Below are 18,308 nucleotides of genomic sequence, written 5' to 3'. Positions count from 1 at the left end.
ATCTCCTCCTTCTTAATTTAGTACATATTCAGCTGGTCGCACACTTGTCGGAACTCTCCAAGCATTAGCTGCTATGCGATTAATCATATTTTTAGCTTCTTCGAACGGCCACATTCCCACACCTTTGAAACCGTATCTTTCAAGTAATCTGATTTGTTTAGGTGTTGTTAAACCTTCCGCTTGTCGCTTGTGTAATCTATCTAAATATAAAGCAGCCTTTCCAGCATTCGCGATTTCGTCAGGAAGTATGCCGTATTTCTCAAGAGCTTTAATTTGCTTATCACTAGCAGGTGCCATCTCCCATCCAAAGTTAGGTACGTAGTTTGATAAATCTTCAGCATGGATAGACATTTCAAATTGCAATGGATCCACTAATTTGCGTTTACGCTTACGCATTTCTTCCAATTGTTTGGCCAAAGCTTCTTCACGTTGAGCGACTACGTCTTCTGCAGCCTTAACTTCCATATCTTCAAGGTCAAGCATTACACCAGTTTGCTCTTCCATGTTCTCAACCATTTTCTGGGCGACTTCTGGAGTCTCACAGATTAAATGAGCTGGACGGCATAGCTCGTGGCGTTCTGTATGCCAGAGGAAGTCTAGCAAGAGTAATTCTTCCTTTCCTGGATGTAAACGAGTACCACGCCCCACCATCTGGCTATATAAGGCACGTACCTTAGTAGGTCTTAGTACTACTACACAATCCACTGACGGGCAATCCCAGCCTTCTGTTAGAAGCATGGAATTACAAAGAACGTTGTAGCGGTCTTTCTCGAAGTCTTCTAAGATTTCTGCACGGTCCTTGGACTCTCCATTGACTTCAGCAGCACGAAATCCTTTTGCGTTTAGGATATCGCGAAACTTCTGCGAGGTCTTTACTAAAGGCAAGAATACGACTGTCTTACGGTCAGCACATTGCTTGACCATTTCGTCAGCTATCTGTTCCAGATATGGATCTAGTGCCGTCCCGACATCGCTTGCTTTGAAATCGCCTGCTGACATGCTCACATTTGATAAATCCAAGTTGAGCGGAATTGTCAAAGCCTTGATTTTAGATAAGTAGCCTTCTTTGATAGCTTGTACCAACGAATATTCATAAGCGAGACTATCGAAATAAGATCCAAGGTTTTTCATATCTCCACGGTCTGGTGTGGCAGTAACCCCTAATACATCCGACTTCTCAAAATAGCCAAGCACACGCTGGTAACCATCTGATATAGCATGGTGTGCTTCGTCGACTACAATCGTATCGAACCAGTCGGGCGGAAACTGTCGTAATCGTTTCTCTCTCTGCATGGTCTGGACTGATCCGACGACGACCCGATACCAAGAACCAATAGAAGTATTCTCTGCTTTCTCTAAAGCCGTACCAAGTCCTGTTGCAGTCTTGAGCTTATCGCTAGCCTGCTCCAATAATTCAGACCTATGAGCAAGGACAAGTACACGCTTGCCCTCTCTCACTTGATCTTCGATAATTTTGGAAAAAACAATCGTCTTTCCACATCCTGTTGGCAATACTAGGAGCGTGCGTTTGCGACCTTTAGCCCATTCAGCTTGAACAGCTTCCCGCGCTTCCTGTTGATAAGGTCTTAATTGCATGCCTTACCTCCTAGAATTGCCCAGCTTGGTATCCAGCTTGTGGCTGTTGTGGTTGTTGTGCAAAATTCGACTGTTGCGGTTGCTGATAGCTTTGTTGCATTGTTTGTCCAGGTTGTTGGTTCAATACTTTTGTATAATCAACATCTTCAGGATAGAGCATGGACTTAACTTCGTTATAATTATTTTCCTTGTACTGTCGAGTTCCGACTTTACATACACCGGTTGCGCCGATGATGGTGTTCCAATTCATGCGAAGTGGTTCGCCTTTTTTCTTTTGGCCAATTGCAGCAAAGAAAGCAGATAGCATTCCTTCGGTTGAGCTGTGCAGGAATAGATTGTGACGCAATTCGGTTTCGCCTTCGTTAGCTACAATCTTGATGCTGACGATAGCCTTGTTACACGCTGGCAATTTCCCGGGATTTTGTGGATTTGGCGTGTGTCGTGTACGCTCCATACCGATTACTGTAAAGTGGTATAAGCCGTCAGGTAGTAGGACGTATTCCGAGTCTTTTTCAATCGTATCTTCCCATCCAAATTCGCGTTCAAAGTTGTTGTATTGTTGTTGTGTCATGTTGTTTTTCTCCTTATGCTAAAATTGTGATTCTATCGTTGTTTGCAAGTTCTGTTTTTAAATAATCTGAGATGTTTTTAACAGCATCTAATTTCCATTTGCCCCCATCCGCTTCAAAGAGAGCTAGATTCGCTGATTTGTTAACTCTGAATACAAACTGACTTGCTGGTTGTTCTACTTCATTAAAGGTACGATATGGTCGTAAGGTTACTGGATTTGGAGTCTTAGCCTGTGCTAGACTTGCTACACCATCACGAACAGTCACCGTTTGTGTAACGCCGTTATCTTGAGCCTCTGCCCCTTTTTCGATTTTTAAGTGACTAGCAAAATCTAAAACTAGATTGCGGTCTGCATCATTGATAAACATAGATTGCAACATAATATTAAACTCTTCCTGATTACACCAATTACTAAAGGGGATAAATGGAACAGATGCCTTTACAGATACAAGTTGAGGACGTTTGCCATATTCAATATCCGCTTGATCATACACAGAAACTTTTTGATAACTTTCTACCACCACTACAAGTCTATGACCACCGATAAAGTCGTTATCTGATTTGAGATAATCCACTAAACTTTTGAGCGTTTGAAGTTCAAGAGTCGGCGCATATTTGCGGGGGCTAAGTTCTCTGAAGTCATGCTTATTGATGTCAAAATATTCCTTCCCACTTGATGAAGAAATAATTTTATTTTCTTTATCTGCTAACTCAACTGCATAAGATAATGCTGCTTTAAGATTTTCTGTCATGGTTAGTTACCTGCTTTCTTTTTGTTGTAATCAATAATATTTGTATTTTGTTGTTCGACTTTTTCGATGAGTTCCCCAGTATCTGTTCTCATATCACCATTGTCATCAAAGTAAGTTTGCCCAGGGATACCACTTTTAAGTTCATTAGCGTGGATTTTACCAGCATCATCACGACCGACAATGACAGTTGTTGCAACACCTTTCTGCGGTGCCAAAGTGGATTTTACTTCCATGCCTGTCTTAACAACTGTACGTTCATCATCTGTTGACATTGTTAGTGTGATAGTAACCTTACGAGTTGCCTTAGCTTCCGTATTTGGATCCAGGATGTTATCAAGAACTTTTTCTAACTCTTTATCAACCTTCTCTTGTAAGGCTGTATTGGCGATTTTTGATAAATCGATTTTAATAGTTTTATCTTTCATAGATACCTCTTGTTATACCTTGCTATGATTTCTAATTCCCAAAATCTACACCGTAAAGGGCAATTCTGGTTCTTTTCTAACTTGATTTTCAATAACTTCCACAGTTGCTTGCCAATGAGCGACAATCATATCCCAGTAGTCAGTCGGAAAACTTTCAATAGGAGTCCCTAGTGGAAAATGCCCGCGAATGTAAGCGACTTTTTGAAGTTCTTCTTCCGTCACGTTACCTTGCGCCATGAGGTCTGTCAAACTCTTTGGCAAGTTCGTGTGATATTGCTCAGGTGGTGTCTGTGGCGTGCCAGGAGCTTCATTTTGAGGCTTTTCAGCTACCTGTGACATATCGAGAGGCAATTCTTCTTGAACTTGCTCAGGGGCTTGCTGTGTGGCCTGCTGAGGTTCTGGAGTGACCGTCTGAGGTTGCGATGGAATAGATTGTGTTTGCTGACTCGCAAAGATATGAGCGATTCCAGCGTAATGAAATGGCATTTCGTCAGGTAATCCGTGACGATTTTTGGCATCCCACGCCGGGCGATGGTTGGTATACATGACACGCTCACCGCCTTGCGCCTTCTTCTTGCCGTTATCAGTCGTCATGACCAAGGTCTTGTAATTGGCAAATAGAACCATGTCTGACCATTCTTTGACAAGCGGTGCCGTCTTAGAACCTGTCTTTTGGCCAAGTTTCAATTCGTATCGGTCGTAAGAACCCATCTCGTCCGGCTGTTCAAACTTCTTGATTTGAGCGTGTGCAGTCAATACTACATTGATACCAATATCAACCAAATCAGACAAGCTATTCAAGAAACGTCCCATTTCTTCTTGGACATAGGTGTAGCCTTTGCCCCAGCCAAAATCCTCAATTCCTTGCTTACCATGTTGCGAACAGATGTAATTAACTGCCAAAGCTTCAGCCCAATCGATCGTATCAATGACGAGTGTCCCACACTCAGTCGGATTCGCTTTGATAAAAGCAATCTCATTGATCAACATGGTCCAGCTGGTGGGCTTGTCGAGTCGTGCCACATCCATGTTATCTGTCGAACCTTCCGTGTCGATGAAGACCGCATTTGGAAATTCAGCAGCAAACGTGGACTTACCAATTCCTTCAGGACCATATATAACTACTTTTTGAGCTCGAGCCCGTTTTCCTCTTGTGATTTGCATGTTTAGTCATCCTCCAATCCATTTGCCAACATAGCAATAAACTTTTTGAACGACTCAGATTTTGAATTCTCGGTTTTATCTGTTAAATCTTCCGGTTCTTCACCGTCAAGTGTTTTGAGCTCATACGTTGCAGTCACTTCGAGCAATTCACAATTTAATGCATTCGCTAGTTTTGTAAAATCTTCAATTTGTATTTTTGTCGCTTCAACTTCATTTTTAGCAGCACGTTTTAATCCTTCTGTATATTCTGCTGAATAAGCAAGAGTTTGTTCTTTGCTTTTATATTTCGATAAAAAGCCACCTGTTTCTTTGTTACGAAATACGATAAAAGTTTCTGTTTTTTTCATGATTGTTCTCCTTTAATTTTTAAAATCCACCTTGCCATGTTTTAGGTGCTTGTGTCACTTCTGGCTTCACGCTATACCCGTCTTCAATCAGGATGCTACATTCATCTCCTGTTGATACACGAGTCGCAATTGCTTGCAATCCTTCCTGCTCAAGCCACGCGCCAAATTCTTGTAGAGTTAGTTGATCCATTTGTTCTAGCTTGTCAATTAGCACAAAGCCACATTCTGGCTTCAACTTACGCACGATGGCAGTCGCAACTTGCAGCTGCTGACTACCAGACATGTTATCCCAGCGCTGTCCAAGGTAGAGCAATTCGCCATCATCCACGGACAAACCAGGTAACGGTAAATCTGCGTTTGTAAGCAAGTCTGTCTTCTGCTTGCGGATGTCAGCAATCACATTATCAAGTTCCTTGTATTGCTCGCGATAACCCTTGGCATCTTCTTCTGCTTTATCCTTGTCCAGATTAGCACGCACTTTACGATTGATTTCGTCAATCTCTGCGATGTTGTTTTCAATCTCCTCAGTCGATTCATCGAGAAGATCCATAGCGTCGGTATTCGCAATAGCCAAGTCTTGAGCCAGCTGACTTTCTTTTGCTTTTGCGTCAGCCAGCAATTTCTCCAATCGCTCAACCTCTGCAGCTGCTGAGTCATGTTGATTTTGGATAGATACCAAGTTCTGGCGCTTACGAGCATTCTCGCCATTCGTAGCAAGGATAGCCTGTTGCTGTTGAATAAGCTCAGAGATAGAGACCAATTCTTTCGGTGCCTCTGGGTAGTAAGGTTGTTCTTTCGCAAACTTTTCCTTCTGATCAGCAATCACACCGATTGCGTGGCGCTCGTCATACTTGGCCTTTTCTTGCATTTCCAGTTCAGCTAACTGCGGACCAACTCCGATAATTTGCAACAATGTCTTAGCCTTCTCTTTGCTGGTCTGCTCCATGAATTTTGGTAAGTTGATAGCCAGTTCTTCCACGAAGCTATCCAGCAAGTTTTGACCAGCCTTATTGCCGCTTGGGTCAATCACCTTGAGAGTGCTGTTCTTACCACTGCGCTCTACAATCAAGCCATTTGATAGCGTGATTTTTAAGCTAGGCGGAATTGTACTACCTTCTCGGTGTGCTTGACTAGGTTTATACTTATTGCCTCCCAGCCCCCAAGCAATCGCGTCCAGTACGCTTGTTTTCCCCTGGTTGTTATTTCCACCCACGATTGTCAATCCAGTCGCTGACGGCTCTAATTTGACCGCTTTAACACGTTTGACGTTTTCAATTTCTAGTTTATTAATCGTCACCATCTTTTTCTCCTCCGACTCTTAAAGATTTGACAGGGATTTGAATCTCTTCAACTTCCGCATATTCAAGAGCGAAATCAAGTAGCTGGTTTAAAACGTCAATCAATTTCATATCACACTCATCCGCGAGGTCTATAATACGCTCATAGTGTTCGCGAGCTACTCTGATACGTGGTGTTGGTTCTTGTGTTCCTTTGGTTTTATATTTTCTGTTCATTATTTTCTCCTTAGTTTCAATTGAAAATTCTCTGCTTCTAATCTCTTTCTTAAAGATTGTTCCTTTTGCAATTGCTTCTTGAGATCATCTATTTCATGTTGCATATGCGCCATCATCTCAAGGTCACGCATTTTCTCTCGACGCTTGCAAGTGGATAAATCCCACGCTTGTCTATCCCATACGATTTGCATATCGTACGCTCCGTGGTTCTGGCAAGGCCAAGCGTTCGGGTTCTAATCCCTCTGGCTTTTCATTATCATAGGTAAATCCAGGGAATGGACGACGAATATTCTCACGGATTTTCTGACGTTCAATATCACGCCCCATCTCAAGGATTTTATTAAAATCTCTGACATTTTTCGTGTCTTGTTCTTCCTGCAGTCGTCTTTCTTCAAGTTCCTGTTGCTCTCGTTGGTGTGCTAGGATTCCTGCTCCTAGAAACCCAATGACTAAGGCGCCTGCTCCTAGTAGCTGGCTAATAATCGGTGGTTCAAACATTTTTATCTCCTTATGCTCTTAATTTTCGTACTTCTTTTTCTAATTCTAAAATCTCATAAACATCATTGACATCGTACATAATATCTTTCCCTTGCTTACGAAATCTTAAGCCTTTACGTTCTAACTTCTTAATATAGCCATGAGTGAAGCCAAACTTCTTCATCAAAGCCTGTTGATTGATTGGCATGCGATCATTCTCTAACTGCTCCTTGACTTGCTTCTCAGCAAAGGTCAATAATTGATTTGTGAACAATTCAGCACTTTCGCCGTCCAATCGTAATTGTAACGTGATACCTTCCATTTTCTACATCCTCTCAACTATGCGGGCAAGCATTTTTGTGATATAATGGTTTAAATTGTTTAATTAAGTACCTGATTCCCGTCAGGTGCTTTTTTGTTTTAATTACATTGTTACCGTTTTGGTGACTTTCTTGGTAAAAAAATATCTTGCAAAGGTTTATCAAAAAAGCTACGCAAGAAAAACATTTCATCTTGAGTAAAAGCGCTCTGCCCCTTCTCTTTCTGACGATATGCAGTTTCTGAAATACCAAGTTTTTGGGCTAATTCTTTCTGAGTAATGCCTTTTTCTTTTCTTAGTTGGTACAGATAAATTTGCACATTCCTACCTCCTTATCTAAATTCGTCTAATCTTACTTTCCAGCGCCCTGAGTTCAATCTCATGGCTGACTTGTTTCAATAGCTTCTCACATGCTATTTTAGCTTCTCTGTACGTTGTGTTCTCTCTGATGAAGTAATCAGCAAGTTCTATGATTTTATCTTCCAATTCTAACTACCTTTCAAATGTGGTATAATCAAAATAAAAATGATTGGAGAAAAAATATGTCATTTGATCTTTCTAAATTAAGCCTAGGCAGTCGCTTCGCAGGCAATTCAAAAGCATTTCAATGCCCTGTATGTTCAGGTTTCTCTTCCCATTTATGGACTTATAATCCTATTGATATCAATAGAGATTACAAAGAATCTATCAAATTTATTATAATTGCACAATGTCAGGCTTGTAATCAATTTTCTATTTGGATAACAAATGAAATCCAAATAACGTATGGCTCCAGGATAGTATTAAACACAAGCGATGCAACGTCGACATTAATTTTCCCAAATGTTGCCGAAGGAGTACCTAAACCTAATAATGATATGCCTGACGATGTGAAAGAAATCTATATTGAAGCTGGAGAAGTTCTAAATATATCGCCTAGAGCTTCTGCAGCTCTATCCCGTCTAGCTATTGAAAAGCTTGTTACTCATTTAAACGCACAAGGTAAAGATTTAAATACCCAAATTGGAAGTCTTGTCTCTAAAGGAATGCCAATAGAAATCCAACAAATGCTAGACAGTGTTAGAGTAATAGGGAATAATGCTGTACATCCAGGTCAAATAGACATAAAAGATAACAAAGAGTTAGCTTTATCATTGTTAAGTTTTATCAACTTGATTGTAGATAATCGAATCACACAACCTAAAAAAATTCTAGACATATATAACCTATTACCTGATTCCTACCGAAATTCTATCGAAAGAAGAGATAATTAATCTTTCTCAAAGATTAATACATTTTCTTTGTCCCAATACTGAGTTACAACTCTAATCGGATCATCTTCTGTTCCTTTCCCCCGTTTAAATGTAACTTTTATTAGTTCAACAATTTCAACACTTTCCATTTTTCTACTCCTTATCTTTTTTATCACATCGGTACTTCACTATCCGACGGATAGTGAAAGATACAATCACAAATCCTGCTAGGATTATCAAGCCAATATTTTCATCCATTGCTTTTCACGGCAAATGATGATACACTATCAAGTAGAGGTTGGGGCGTCGCCCCTTTCTCTACTTTTTGTTTTGAAGCTTACGTTTGTGTTCTAAAATTTGTTTGTGCCACAAGCGTGCTTCTCTAACTAAGCCTAGTACCAAGATGACGGTTGCAGTGTCTTTGTTTGCTAGGCTTTTTATGATGTGTTCCATCATTTGCCTTACCTCCTTTCCCTTAAGCTTGAATATAGTATATCACCATTTCGGTGACTTGTCAACAGTTTTTTAATTAAAAAATAAAAAAAGTTGCGTTTTCGGTGACTTTTTTATATAATCTACTTATAACAACTATAGAAATTGAGGGGAATAAAATGGATTTAAAAAAATATATCGGAACACAAATTAAGACGTTTCGTAAATCGGCTGGATTTACCCAAGATGAACTTGCAAAAAGATTGAATACTACTAAACAAACTATTAGTAGATATGAAAAAGGGGATAGGAAAGCCAACCAAGATATGCTCTTTGAACTTTGCGATATTTTTGGTGTTTCAATAGACGATTTTTTCCCTTCTCAAAATGAATCTACTCAGCTCCCTACCTCTTCCCAAATCCAATCCATCTACGACCAACTAGAACCACCTAGACAGGGCAAAGTCCTGACCTATGCCGAGAGTCAACTGAATGAACAAAAAAACGAAGAAAATACGAAGAAAAACGAAGTATCGGAGAAAGTTGTTCAACTCTATGGTTACGACTACTACGACCACGCTGCTTCTGCTGGTACTGGACAGTATTTGAACGATGTACGAGTGGAACGGATTGAGTTACCAGTAGATGTAGATGCTGACTTTGTTATTCCAATAAAAGGGGACTCTATGGAACCTGACTATCACGATGGCGACCTGGTATTTATCCAGACAAGCGTTGACTTGAATGACGGAGTAATCGGAGTGTTTAACTACAATGGGGAAGCATATATCAAGCAACTAGTCATTGATACAGAACAAGCCTACCTACATAGCTTGAACCCTGATTACAAAGATATGCCAATCACACCAGAAACAGACTTCCGAATCATTGGAGAAGTCGTAGATTTGTATAGAGAGAAGTAAAAAGTAATATAAGAAAGGAAAAATGTATCATGGGGAGTAACAGAACTAACAAAGAAATAGCTATCTATACTGCAACGATAATACAAGAACTGGAGGATTATCTTCACCACCTTCAGAGAATGAACGACGAAGAGAATAAACGATCTGATAAAATAGCGCAATGGATAGAGAATTGGGTAAAATACCTAAAGCTTGAGAAAGTTTTTAACTCGCGAAGTATTCCAGCTTTAAAAAGAGGAAGTATCGTTTATGCTGATTTTGGTTTCAATGTTGGCAGAGAATATGGGGGGCTTCATTATGCAATAGTTCTGAATAAAACAGATGCACGTTCAAACCATCTTCTTCATGTATTGCCTTTAACCTCTGTAAAAGAAACAACTGATATGTCTAATTTAAAATATTTTCAATTTCCGATTGGTGACGAAGTGTTTCAGTTGTTAAAAAATGAGGCTACTCAAAAAGTTATAGAATTAACTAAAATGTATGATCGTTTTTCAAAAAAAGATGATGAATTGCATGAAAGAGCTTTAATGGTTGGATCGTTAATCGAAGATAATAAAAAAGCTTTTGAAGTAATTAAAAACTTACCAGTTTCTGATAGAGATGATTCTTTTCTCGAACAAATACGAACTATCGATAAAAATATAGACTTTACAAATGCTGAAGCAGATAAAATAAATCACGAATTGAAAGATAATGCAGCTTTGCTTTCAGAACTTGATGAGAAAATAGAGTATGCTAATAAATTTATTCTAAAAATAAAAAATATGAACAAAGATAGCATTGTTTTATTGAATCAGGTTACAACAATTAGTAAAATGAGACTCTATGATCCCAAAAATAATAAATCAATTTTGAATGGTATTGTACTGTCTAATAATACTATGAACAAAATAGATGAGGCGCTGAAAAATATTTTTTAAAATTCGAGTATTTTTATTGACTTTTCTTAAAATTAGGGTTAGAATAAAATCATAGGGTCGCTTGACGACAAAATATATGATACTGTCCCAAGAGGACAATTCTAGCCCTGCTCTTATGAGTTGGGCTTTTAATTTTTATCTAGCAACTGTTTCCGTTTTGGAAATAGTTGGCATGTAAAAAACGGAAATAAAGGAGAATACCAATGAAAAAACTACTAACAACATCAGCTATCTTGCTTAGTGCTACAGTTCTAGTAGCCTGCTCTAACAATCAATCGGCTACCAAAGATAGCTCGGAGCAACCAAAAACGGAGCAAAAGAATACTACTTCAACAAACACAAAAGCCAAAGTAGATAACAGTAAATATGATGATTTAATCTCTGAAATTAAATCAAAATTAGACCCTGAATCAACTGGCGCAATAAGCGTAAAAATCCAAAACAACGTAATCGATTCAGATTCATCCGAACCGCATGATACAATCATGATTTTGCTAACTGGAACGGCTAAGGATAGCGCAAAAGAATCTCTAGATGCAGTTAATTCTAATTCTGCTACTACTGACCAAAACAATGCAATCACTTTGATTCGTATGGCTATTTCTGAATTTGCTAAAAAGTTACCAGACGACAATACTACTCTTTCCCTTGGTTATGAAAAATCTGCTGACCAATATGATCTAATCGCAAAATCTTCAAAACAAAAAGATATTATCCCTGTTGGTGAAATCATCGTACAATAAAAAAATCCCCACACTCGCCATCGCCAAACTTTGAGTGTGAGGATTCAACTTTCCATCTAGCAAGCAATGGAAAGGACGATAAAAAAATACACCTATAGTTTATCATAAGTTCTACACCTTTTCAACTATGCGGGCAAGCAATCGAAAAGAAAGGACTTTTTTATGATAAAAAAATATATTACAAAAAAAGGAGAGACTAGATATCTCTTTCAAACATACCTGGGCATAGACCCTGCTACTGGAAAAGAAAAGCGTACAACAAGACGTGGTTTTAAAACCATAAAAGAGGCAAAGGCTGCCGAACGCGACCTTCTCTTAGATGTTGAAGAGAATGGTTTTTCAAATAATGAAGATTTCCAGAACCCTACTTTCGCTGAAGTAGCTGAGTTATGGCTTGATAGCTATAAAAACACTGTGAAACCAACAACCTATCAGAACGTTAAGAAAAAACTTGATGTTATGATTGACTTGTATTTTACAGATATGAAAATCCAGCAGATCAGTGTAGCTTATTGTCAAAAGGTTGCTATCAAGTTAAGTAATCGCTATATCCTCTATGCCAATTACTACTCTGTCATCAGCCGTATTTTCAAGTATGCTACTTCTATTGACATCATTAAGTCAAATCCCTTAGACAAGATTATTAAGCCTAAAAATAGACCCTTAAAGGCCAAAGAGAACCACTATACAAAGCATGAACTAACTGAGTTTCTTAAAGTTTGCAAAGAAGATTGTAAGCCTGTAGAGTATACCTTTTATCACTTACTAGCTTTTACAGGTTTGAGATGTGGTGAGGCGCTTGGACTCATCTGGTCAGATGTTGATTTTGAAAATAAACGATTAAGCATTTCTCGGACAGCTGTCATTGTTAATAAAAAACAAACTGTTCAGGACCCTAAAACCAAAATGAGTAAGAGGGTTATCACTTTAGATGATGAAACTCTAAATGTATTGAAAATCTGGAAACGTCAGCAAATAAAAGAATATTTTCAGGCTAGTGTTCCTTATAAGCATGATTCGAATTATCTATTCACGAATAGTTTCGGAGGATGGATTTCTCCTTCAGCTGTGAAAGAGAGACTTAGAAGGTTCTTTTGTGAGCACAATGATATCAAGAAAATTACTCCTCACGGGTTCAGACACACACATGCTTCTCTTCTCTTTGAAGCTGGTGTTACAGCAAAAATCATTTCAGATAGATTAGGTCACAACAATGTCCAAACTACTCTTGATATGTATACCCACATCAATGACAATCAACGTGTTGAAGTCGTGGATCAGCTCATGACTTTTATCCGTTCAAGCTAAAAGTAAAGTCGTATTCAATCTCGTATTCACTTTTAGAAATACACTATAAAACCAATGATTTCAAGGGTACAGGAAACTGTGAGCAGTTTATACCATAAATCCGCTTTCAACGATAAAGAAAAGGTAAGAAAAATGAAACATTTAGAAATTGAATTGAAAACACTCTTGAAAAAAGATGAATATGATCGTCTAAAAGAGCAGTTCACAGGTGTTATCCCTGTTCTTCAAAAAAATTACTACATAGACACGCCTAATTTTGAACTACGAGAAAAGAAAGTCGCTATGCGCATTCGAACCTTTGAAGACTGGGCAGAATTGACACTCAAAGTCCCACAAAGTGTTGGAAACATGGAATACAACCAAAAATTGCAACTAAAAGATGCTGAAGATTATCTGAGCAAGGAAGAGCTTCCTCAGGGACTGGTGCTCGAAGAATTGGCTAAACATGGTATCCAAAGTAAAAAATGGCAGATTCTTGGTTGTCTAACGACACTTCGCTATGAAATGCAAACAGCTATTGGTCTCATGGCGCTGGATGAAAGTCAGTACTTTGATATTACAGATTACGAATTAGAGCTTGAAGTTGAGAATCACGAGCAAGGGAAACAAGATTTCCAGCAATTTTTAGAGGAAAATCAGCTTACTTATCAAAAAGCTCCTTCAAAATTGGTTCGATTTGTCAAAAGCATGAAAAATAGCTGAAATAATCTCTATTTTTTGGTAAAATAGAAAAGATAAAATACAAAATCCCAGTTCGTATAGGCTAGGCAGATATGACTAGGATTTAAAAAGTTTACAGAGGACGGTCTATAATGTCAGATAGAAAAAACATGAAACTTTTCGCACTCAACTCTAACCAAGAGATTGCACAGAAAATTGCTCAAGCTGTTGGTGTCCCACTTGGAAAACTATCATCACGTCAATTTTCAGATGGAGAAATCCAAGTAAATATCGAAGAAAGTGTCCGTGGTTATGATGTTTACATCATCCAATCAACAAGTTTCCCTGTTAACAACCACCTAATGGAATTGCTTATCATGGTTGATGCTTGTGTTCGTGCAAGTGCGCACAGTATCAACGTTGTCCTTCCATATTTTGGCTATGCACGTCAAGACCGCATCGCTTCACCTCGTGAGCCACTTACAGCGAAACTAGTTGCCAATATGCTAGTTAAGGCTGGTGTCGATCGTATCCTTACGCTTGATTTGCATGCCGTTCAGGTTCAAGGCTTCTTTGACATCCCTGTCGATAACCTTTTCACAGTTCCCCTATTTGCAAAACATTATTGCGATAAGGGCCTACTCGGTTCAGATGTTGTTGTCGTCAGCCCTAAAAATTCAGGTGTAAAGCGTGCTCGTAGCTTGGCTGAATATCTTGATGCTCCTATCGCCATTATTGACTACCCTCAAGACGATGCTACTCGCAACGAAGGTTATATTATCGGTGATGTTGAAGGTAAAAAAGCTATCTTGATTGACGATATTTTAAATACAGGACGTACCTTCTCTGAAGCTGCTAAAATCGTTGAACGTGAAGGAGCTACAGAAATTTATGCTGTTTCTAGCCATGGTCTCTTCGTCGAAGGAGCTGCTGAACTTCTTGACGACACTAATATTAAGGAAATTCTTGTGACTGATTCAGTAGCAACAAAAGAAAAAACTCCTAAAAACGTATGCTACATCACTGCTAGTGAGTTAATTGGTGATGCCATCGTCCGTATCCACGAAAGAAAACCAGTCAGCCCACTCTTTGCCTACAACAAAAAGAAATAAGGTGATTCTTTGATTTATTTGGACAATGCTGCAACGACTCCCATGTCAGCAGTTGCTATTTCAGCTATGACCGAGATTATGCAAGAAATCTATGGAAATCCTTCTAGTATTCATGGGCATGGTCGTCAAGCTGGCAAACTCTTGCGAGAAGCCCGTCAGGAGCTAGCTCAGTTACTGGGGACAAAACCTCAACATATCTTTTTCACTTCTGGTGGGACAGAAGGCAACAATACTGCCATCATTGGCTACTGCCTTCGTCATCAAGAACAAGGAAAACATATCATCACAACTGCTATTGAGCACCATGCTGTCCTTGAAACCATTGATTACTTGGTTCAACACTTTGGTTTTGAAGTAACCATTATCCAGCCAGAAAATCAAGAAATCACAGCCCAACAAATTCAAGAGACCTTACGTGACGATACGATTTTGGTTTCTACCATGTTTGCCAATAATGAGACTGGAAACCTACTGCCCATTGCTGAAATTGGCCAAATACTTAAGCAACACCCTGCTGCCTATCATGTCGATGCAGTTCAGGCTATTGGAAAAATCCCTATTCATCCAGAAGAATTGGGCATTGATTTTCTCACTGCTTCTGCCCACAAGTTCCATGGTCCTAAGGGAATCGGTTTTCTCTACGCATCTAGCATGGACTTTGATTCCTATATCCATGGCGGAGACCAAGAACAGAAAAAACGTGCAGGGACTGAAAATCTAACTGCCATCGTAGGCATGGTTGCAGCTCTAAAAGAAAACCTAGAAAAGCAAGAAGAACATTTTCAACATGTACAAAATCTAGGAACCGCCTTTCTTTCAGAGCTAGAGGGCATTCAATATTACTTGAATAGGGGACAACATCATCTCCCTTATGTTCTCAATATTGGATTTCCTAGTCAGAAAAATGACCTCTTACTCCTTCGTCTAGATTTAGCTGGAATTTCAATCTCTACTGGCTCAGCCTGTACTGCAGGCATTGTTCAATCGAGCCATGTTCTTGAAGCTATGTACGGAGCAAATTCAGAACGCTTGAAGGAATCCGTTCGTATCAGTCTCTCGCCACAAAATACTATTGAAGAACTACAAACCCTTGCAAAAACCTTAAAAGAAATTATCGGAGGTTAGCCATATGGCATTTGAAAAAACCATTCAGTTAAAAAATTGTCGATACGACTACACTCTCAGCCCTTCTGTTAAGAAATTCACCCTCAAGGACAACACCTTTTTTGAAACAAAAGTTGGGAACTATGAACTGACTCGCCTTTTGGAAAAAGTTCCGAACAGCGGTGAGGGATTCCAACTCAAAATCATCATTAACAAGGAACTTACAGGAGCTAAAATCAATATCACTGACAAGTTTGGTCTTCGTTTAGTTGATATTTTCAAATCAGAAGACCACCACATTCATCAAGAAAAATTCTACTTCCTCATGGATAGCTTGGTAGAGCGTGGTGTCTTTACAAAATCGGAAAGATAGAGCCAAAATGTTTGAACTGACCTATAAGGACAGCTATCATGTAGAGCGGACTCTCAAGTATGAGGATTATGAGGCTCTCATGCTTGCTCTGTCAGGATGTGTGACTCTGCCAGATACACTTTATGTAACTTCTTTGACCTTTAAAGGGCGGGAAGTTTACCAAGGACTGGTCGGAGACCTCTACCGTTTTCTATCACATGCAGATTTTTTACATCAAAACTAAGATTTTTCTTAGTTTTTTCTTGTTTTTGTTGATTTTTTCACAATGTTTCTATAAAATAGAAGAATAGAAAGGTTGTGATTTTGTGAAAGATAAACAGTCTGCTATTCCAAAAGCTACAGCGAAAAGACTCTCTCTTTACTATCGAATTTTTAAGAGATTTCATGCAGAAAAGATTGAACGTGCCAACTCTAAGCAAATTGCAGAGGCTATCGGTATTGATTCCGCGACCGTACGTCGTGATTTTTCCTATTTTGGTGAACTAGGTCGGCGTGGATTTGGCTACGATGTCAAAAAACTGATGACATTTTTTGCCGATTTACTCAATGATAACTCGATCACCAATGTCATGCTGGTAGGTATTGGCAATATGGGCCATGCCCTTCTCCACTACCGCTTCCATGAGCGCAACAAGATGAAGATTATCATGGCCTTTGACCTAGATGACCATCCTGAAGTCGGTACCCAAACTCCTGATGGGATTCCTATTTACGGAATTTCTCAAATTAAGGATAAAATCAAGGATGCTGATGTGAAGACTGCTATCCTGACAGTTCCCAGCGTCAAGTCACAAGAGGTTGCCAATCTCTTGGTAGATGCTGGCGTGAAAGGAATTCTCAGTTTTTCACCAGTCCATCTGCATTTACCAAAAGACGTGGTCGTTCAGTATGTCGATTTGACAAGTGAACTCCAAACCCTCCTCTACTTCATGCGAAAAGAGGATTAGAAAGCGAAAATCATTTTATGAAAAAACCAGTTATTGGGATTACAGGAAACGAAAAAACTCATCCAGATGATGATATCATGATGAGCTACGCAGCAAAAGGCTTTGTTGAAGGCGTTAAAGACGCTGGAGGGATTCCCATCATCCTACCAATTGGTGATCAAGAAATGGCCTGCCACTATATCAGTATGATTGACAAGCTCATCTTGACAGGTGGGCAAAATGTTGATCCAAAATTCTATGGTGAACCAAAAACCATCGATAGCGATGACTATCACCTTCAAAGGGATATCTTTGAACTGGCCCTCATCAAGGAAGCTATTAAACAGAAAAAGCCAATTTTTTCTGTCTGCCGTGGAACTCAACTATTTAACGTTGCCATGGGTGGAACTTTGTATCAAGATATCGAAGACCACTGGCAGAATTGTTCTGCCGAGTACACAACCCAGCGCTTGGTAACAGAACCTGATACTGTTCTTCGAGAAATCTATGGAGAAATCTCCCATATCAACTCCTTCCACCACCAGAGCATCAAGGATTTAGCACCAAATTTAAAAGTTGTGGCTCATGATCCTAAAGATGGCATCATTGAGGCTGTCATGAGTACAGATGATGTCGCCTTTCTCGGTGTCCAGTGGCATCCAGAATTTCTATTTGAAAATCGTCCCAAAGATAAAAACCTCTTTGACTATGTCGTTAATGAACTTTAGATTAAATCTGTCTTTTCACGGTAACTAAAGTAACTGGAATGAGAGACAATCAAATGGTCCAAGAGGACAATTCCCATCAGATCGCAGGCTTCCTTGACAAGCTTAGTGACATGATCATCATTTCGGCTAGGGGCTACCGCTCCCGAAGGATGATTGTGAACCAAGATGAGAGAGGTCGCCATATGCTTGATGGCATAGTGAAGAATCTCCCGAGGTTCAGCAATACTACGAGTGGCAGAACCGATAAAAATGGTCTGTTGATGGATGATTTGATTTTGAGTATTGAGATAGAGCGCCACCAGGTGCTCTTGTTTTTTATGGCCCAATTCCTGCTGCATCTTCTTGGCCAACTTTTGGCTGCTGAGAATACTTTCCATCTCAAGAGTTTCGTTTTTGTGAATACGATGGCCCAGTTCAATCATGGCTTGTAATTCTATGGCCTTAACACGGCCGATACCAGATAGACTCTGCAATTCCTGCAGGGTCATTTTTTTCAAATCCGTTAGGCTTGAAATATTGTTCAAGACTTTCTGGGCAATTTCAAAAACACTGGCCTGACGTGTTCCTGTTCTAAGTAAAATAGCTAGCAACTCTTGGTTACCGAGCGCTTCCACTCCTTCTTGGGCAAGTCTTTCTCTTGGCAATAGTGAATCTTCTTGGAATGAAATACTGTACATAAA

The 18,308-nt window shown here is 39.4% G+C and carries 27 protein-coding genes; 12 read left to right on the top strand and 15 right to left on the bottom strand.

The annotated features are described in order from the left end of the window. Nucleotides 1-12: 12 nt before the first annotated feature. The 12 genes from B7700_RS03325 to B7700_RS03270 all read right to left on the bottom strand — a co-directional run bounded on the left by B7700_RS03325 (nt 13) and on the right by B7700_RS03270 (nt 7,484). A complete protein-coding gene (locus B7700_RS03325) occupies nt 13-1,596 on the bottom strand; it encodes a DEAD/DEAH box helicase (RefSeq protein ID WP_084887130.1) in 1,584 nt (527 codons plus the stop codon). A 10-nt stretch (nt 1,597-1,606) separates the two neighbouring features. Further along, nucleotides 1,607-2,167: a hypothetical protein gene (locus B7700_RS03320; protein WP_084887128.1), complete on the bottom strand. Its 561-nt coding sequence runs from the start codon at nt 2,165-2,167 to the stop codon at nt 1,607-1,609. Nucleotides 2,168-2,180: 13 nt separating this feature from the next. Continuing rightward, a complete protein-coding gene (locus B7700_RS03315; protein ID WP_084887126.1) occupies nt 2,181-2,918 on the bottom strand; it encodes a hypothetical protein in 738 nt (245 codons plus the stop codon). A 2-nt stretch (nt 2,919-2,920) separates the two neighbouring features. Further along, nucleotides 2,921-3,343: a hypothetical protein gene (locus B7700_RS03310; RefSeq protein WP_049515385.1), complete on the bottom strand. Its 423-nt coding sequence runs from the start codon at nt 3,341-3,343 to the stop codon at nt 2,921-2,923. Nucleotides 3,344-3,388: 45 nt separating this feature from the next. Then, on the bottom strand, nt 3,389-4,507 hold the full coding sequence (locus tag B7700_RS03305; protein WP_084887124.1) for an ATP-binding protein: 1,119 nt from the start codon (nt 4,505-4,507) through the stop codon (nt 3,389-3,391). Between the two features lie 2 nt (nt 4,508-4,509). Continuing rightward, a complete protein-coding gene (locus B7700_RS03300) occupies nt 4,510-4,854 on the bottom strand; it encodes a hypothetical protein (protein WP_084887122.1) in 345 nt (114 codons plus the stop codon). 19 nt (nt 4,855-4,873) lie between these two features. Further along, nucleotides 4,874-6,154, bottom strand: a complete 1,281-nt coding sequence (locus B7700_RS03295; protein ID WP_084887119.1) for an AAA family ATPase — start codon at nt 6,152-6,154, stop codon at nt 4,874-4,876. Next, on the bottom strand, nt 6,141-6,368 hold the full coding sequence (locus tag B7700_RS03290) for a hypothetical protein (RefSeq protein ID WP_084887117.1): 228 nt from the start codon (nt 6,366-6,368) through the stop codon (nt 6,141-6,143). Before B7700_RS03290 ends, B7700_RS03295 begins: the two co-directional genes overlap by 14 nt. After that, nucleotides 6,368-6,559 carry a hypothetical protein gene (locus B7700_RS03285; protein WP_084887115.1) on the bottom strand — a complete coding sequence of 64 codons (192 nt, stop codon included), beginning with the start codon at nt 6,557-6,559 and terminating at the stop codon, nt 6,368-6,370. The genes B7700_RS03290 and B7700_RS03285 overlap by 1 nt, the downstream gene beginning before the upstream one ends. Further along, nucleotides 6,540-6,866 carry a hypothetical protein gene (locus B7700_RS03280; protein ID WP_084887113.1) on the bottom strand — a complete coding sequence of 109 codons (327 nt, stop codon included), beginning with the start codon at nt 6,864-6,866 and terminating at the stop codon, nt 6,540-6,542. Before B7700_RS03280 ends, B7700_RS03285 begins: the two co-directional genes overlap by 20 nt. 10 nt (nt 6,867-6,876) lie before the next feature. After that, the gene (locus tag B7700_RS03275) at nt 6,877-7,167 is read right to left on the bottom strand and encodes a hypothetical protein (RefSeq protein WP_084887111.1); all 291 of its coding nucleotides are present in this window, start codon (nt 7,165-7,167) and stop codon (nt 6,877-6,879) included. A 110-nt stretch (nt 7,168-7,277) separates the two neighbouring features. Further along, nucleotides 7,278-7,484 (bottom strand): helix-turn-helix transcriptional regulator, encoded by a 207-nt coding sequence (locus B7700_RS03270; RefSeq protein WP_045763047.1) that lies wholly within the window; start codon nt 7,482-7,484, stop codon nt 7,278-7,280. Nucleotides 7,485-7,706: 222 nt separating this feature from the next. On the opposite strand from B7700_RS03270, the gene B7700_RS03265 reads away from it, so the two are divergent. Then, on the top strand, nt 7,707-8,417 hold the full coding sequence (locus B7700_RS03265) for a DUF4145 domain-containing protein (protein ID WP_084887109.1): 711 nt from the start codon (nt 7,707-7,709) through the stop codon (nt 8,415-8,417). Here the strand turns inward: B7700_RS03265 and B7700_RS11415 are convergent. Both B7700_RS11415 and B7700_RS03260 read right to left on the bottom strand, forming a co-directional pair. Continuing rightward, a complete protein-coding gene (locus B7700_RS11415; protein ID WP_258953754.1) occupies nt 8,414-8,545 on the bottom strand; it encodes a hypothetical protein in 132 nt (43 codons plus the stop codon). The two genes, B7700_RS03265 and B7700_RS11415, sit on opposite strands and share 4 nt — an antisense overlap. A gap of 169 nt (nt 8,546-8,714) precedes the next feature. Further along, on the bottom strand, nt 8,715-8,852 hold the full coding sequence (locus tag B7700_RS03260; RefSeq protein ID WP_084887107.1) for a hypothetical protein: 138 nt from the start codon (nt 8,850-8,852) through the stop codon (nt 8,715-8,717). Nucleotides 8,853-9,007: 155 nt separating this feature from the next. Here B7700_RS03260 and B7700_RS03255 point away from each other — a divergent pair, with 155 nt between their 5' ends. The 11 genes from B7700_RS03255 (at nt 9,008) to B7700_RS03205 (ending at nt 17,628) form a co-directional block, all read left to right on the top strand. Continuing rightward, nucleotides 9,008-9,751 (top strand): XRE family transcriptional regulator, encoded by a 744-nt coding sequence (locus B7700_RS03255; protein ID WP_084887105.1) that lies wholly within the window; start codon nt 9,008-9,010, stop codon nt 9,749-9,751. 29 nt (nt 9,752-9,780) lie between these two features. Then, nucleotides 9,781-10,674, top strand: a complete 894-nt coding sequence (locus B7700_RS03250) for a type II toxin-antitoxin system PemK/MazF family toxin (RefSeq protein WP_084887103.1) — start codon at nt 9,781-9,783, stop codon at nt 10,672-10,674. A 203-nt stretch (nt 10,675-10,877) separates the two neighbouring features. Then, nucleotides 10,878-11,417, top strand: coding sequence for a hypothetical protein (locus tag B7700_RS03245; RefSeq protein ID WP_084887101.1), 540 nt, complete (start codon nt 10,878-10,880; stop codon nt 11,415-11,417). A 162-nt stretch (nt 11,418-11,579) separates the two neighbouring features. Next, on the top strand, nt 11,580-12,725 hold the full coding sequence (locus B7700_RS03240; RefSeq protein WP_084887099.1) for a site-specific integrase: 1,146 nt from the start codon (nt 11,580-11,582) through the stop codon (nt 12,723-12,725). Between the two features lie 132 nt (nt 12,726-12,857). Beyond that, nucleotides 12,858-13,427 (top strand): CYTH domain-containing protein, encoded by a 570-nt coding sequence (locus B7700_RS03235; RefSeq protein WP_084887097.1) that lies wholly within the window; start codon nt 12,858-12,860, stop codon nt 13,425-13,427. A gap of 110 nt (nt 13,428-13,537) precedes the next feature. Continuing rightward, nucleotides 13,538-14,497, top strand: a complete 960-nt coding sequence (locus B7700_RS03230; RefSeq protein ID WP_049509388.1) for a ribose-phosphate diphosphokinase — start codon at nt 13,538-13,540, stop codon at nt 14,495-14,497. A gap of 9 nt (nt 14,498-14,506) precedes the next feature. Then, nucleotides 14,507-15,622: a cysteine desulfurase family protein gene (locus B7700_RS03225; protein ID WP_049509387.1), complete on the top strand. Its 1,116-nt coding sequence runs from the start codon at nt 14,507-14,509 to the stop codon at nt 15,620-15,622. 4 nt (nt 15,623-15,626) lie between these two features. Further along, nucleotides 15,627-15,974, top strand: a complete 348-nt coding sequence (locus tag B7700_RS03220) for a DUF1831 domain-containing protein (protein WP_000863540.1) — start codon at nt 15,627-15,629, stop codon at nt 15,972-15,974. 7 nt (nt 15,975-15,981) lie between these two features. After that, complete coding sequence (locus tag B7700_RS03215; RefSeq protein ID WP_049509385.1) at nt 15,982-16,197, top strand: DUF4649 family protein; 216 nt, start codon at nt 15,982-15,984, stop codon at nt 16,195-16,197. An 82-nt stretch (nt 16,198-16,279) separates the two neighbouring features. Next, on the top strand, nt 16,280-16,921 hold the full coding sequence (locus tag B7700_RS03210; RefSeq protein WP_000653417.1) for a redox-sensing transcriptional repressor Rex: 642 nt from the start codon (nt 16,280-16,282) through the stop codon (nt 16,919-16,921). Nucleotides 16,922-16,938: 17 nt separating this feature from the next. Next, complete coding sequence (locus B7700_RS03205; RefSeq protein ID WP_084887095.1) at nt 16,939-17,628, top strand: gamma-glutamyl-gamma-aminobutyrate hydrolase family protein; 690 nt, start codon at nt 16,939-16,941, stop codon at nt 17,626-17,628. Here the strand turns inward: B7700_RS03205 and radC are convergent. Continuing rightward, complete coding sequence (radC, locus tag B7700_RS03200; protein ID WP_084887093.1) at nt 17,625-18,305, bottom strand: RadC family protein; 681 nt, start codon at nt 18,303-18,305, stop codon at nt 17,625-17,627. The two genes, B7700_RS03205 and radC, sit on opposite strands and share 4 nt — an antisense overlap. Nucleotides 18,306-18,308: the final 3 nt, after the last annotated feature.

Source organism: Streptococcus mitis, assembly GCF_002096755.1.
Taxonomy (GTDB): Bacteria; Bacillota; Bacilli; order Lactobacillales; family Streptococcaceae; genus Streptococcus; species Streptococcus mitis_AC.
The sequence above is the reverse complement of the archived record's forward strand: the minus strand, read 5'-3'. Positions and strand labels throughout refer to the sequence as shown.

Bases quoted from the DNA above. Each gene is read 5' to 3' on its own strand.
- B7700_RS03240 (WP_084887099.1), top strand. From the start codon at position 11,580: ATGATAAAAAAATATATTACAAAAAAAGGAGAGACTAGATATCTCTTT.
- B7700_RS03265 (WP_084887109.1), top strand. From the start codon at position 7,707: ATGTCATTTGATCTTTCTAAATTAAGCCTAGGCAGTCGCTTCGCAGGC.
- B7700_RS03205 (WP_084887095.1), top strand. From the start codon at position 16,939: ATGAAAAAACCAGTTATTGGGATTACAGGAAACGAAAAAACTCATCCA.
- B7700_RS03215 (WP_049509385.1), top strand. From the start codon at position 15,982: ATGTTTGAACTGACCTATAAGGACAGCTATCATGTAGAGCGGACTCTC.
- radC (WP_084887093.1), bottom strand. From the start codon at position 18,305: ATGTACAGTATTTCATTCCAAGAAGATTCACTATTGCCAAGAGAAAGA.
- B7700_RS03310 (WP_049515385.1), bottom strand. From the start codon at position 3,343: ATGAAAGATAAAACTATTAAAATCGATTTATCAAAAATCGCCAATACA.
- B7700_RS03230 (WP_049509388.1), top strand. From the start codon at position 13,538: ATGTCAGATAGAAAAAACATGAAACTTTTCGCACTCAACTCTAACCAA.
- B7700_RS03305 (WP_084887124.1), bottom strand. From the start codon at position 4,507: ATGCAAATCACAAGAGGAAAACGGGCTCGAGCTCAAAAAGTAGTTATA.
- B7700_RS03300 (WP_084887122.1), bottom strand. From the start codon at position 4,854: ATGAAAAAAACAGAAACTTTTATCGTATTTCGTAACAAAGAAACAGGT.
- B7700_RS03255 (WP_084887105.1), top strand. From the start codon at position 9,008: ATGGATTTAAAAAAATATATCGGAACACAAATTAAGACGTTTCGTAAA.
- B7700_RS03290 (WP_084887117.1), bottom strand. From the start codon at position 6,368: ATGAACAGAAAATATAAAACCAAAGGAACACAAGAACCAACACCACGT.
- B7700_RS03220 (WP_000863540.1), top strand. From the start codon at position 15,627: ATGGCATTTGAAAAAACCATTCAGTTAAAAAATTGTCGATACGACTAC.
- B7700_RS03320 (WP_084887128.1), bottom strand. From the start codon at position 2,167: ATGACACAACAACAATACAACAACTTTGAACGCGAATTTGGATGGGAA.
- B7700_RS03325 (WP_084887130.1), bottom strand. From the start codon at position 1,596: ATGCAATTAAGACCTTATCAACAGGAAGCGCGGGAAGCTGTTCAAGCT.
- B7700_RS03235 (WP_084887097.1), top strand. From the start codon at position 12,858: ATGAAACATTTAGAAATTGAATTGAAAACACTCTTGAAAAAAGATGAA.
- B7700_RS03315 (WP_084887126.1), bottom strand. From the start codon at position 2,918: ATGACAGAAAATCTTAAAGCAGCATTATCTTATGCAGTTGAGTTAGCA.
- B7700_RS03285 (WP_084887115.1), bottom strand. From the start codon at position 6,559: ATGCAAATCGTATGGGATAGACAAGCGTGGGATTTATCCACTTGCAAG.
- B7700_RS03250 (WP_084887103.1), top strand. From the start codon at position 9,781: ATGGGGAGTAACAGAACTAACAAAGAAATAGCTATCTATACTGCAACG.
- B7700_RS03280 (WP_084887113.1), bottom strand. From the start codon at position 6,866: ATGTTTGAACCACCGATTATTAGCCAGCTACTAGGAGCAGGCGCCTTA.
- B7700_RS11415 (WP_258953754.1), bottom strand. From the start codon at position 8,545: ATGGAAAGTGTTGAAATTGTTGAACTAATAAAAGTTACATTTAAACGG.
- B7700_RS03275 (WP_084887111.1), bottom strand. From the start codon at position 7,167: ATGGAAGGTATCACGTTACAATTACGATTGGACGGCGAAAGTGCTGAA.
- B7700_RS03245 (WP_084887101.1), top strand. From the start codon at position 10,878: ATGAAAAAACTACTAACAACATCAGCTATCTTGCTTAGTGCTACAGTT.
- B7700_RS03260 (WP_084887107.1), bottom strand. From the start codon at position 8,852: ATGATGGAACACATCATAAAAAGCCTAGCAAACAAAGACACTGCAACC.
- B7700_RS03295 (WP_084887119.1), bottom strand. From the start codon at position 6,154: ATGGTGACGATTAATAAACTAGAAATTGAAAACGTCAAACGTGTTAAA.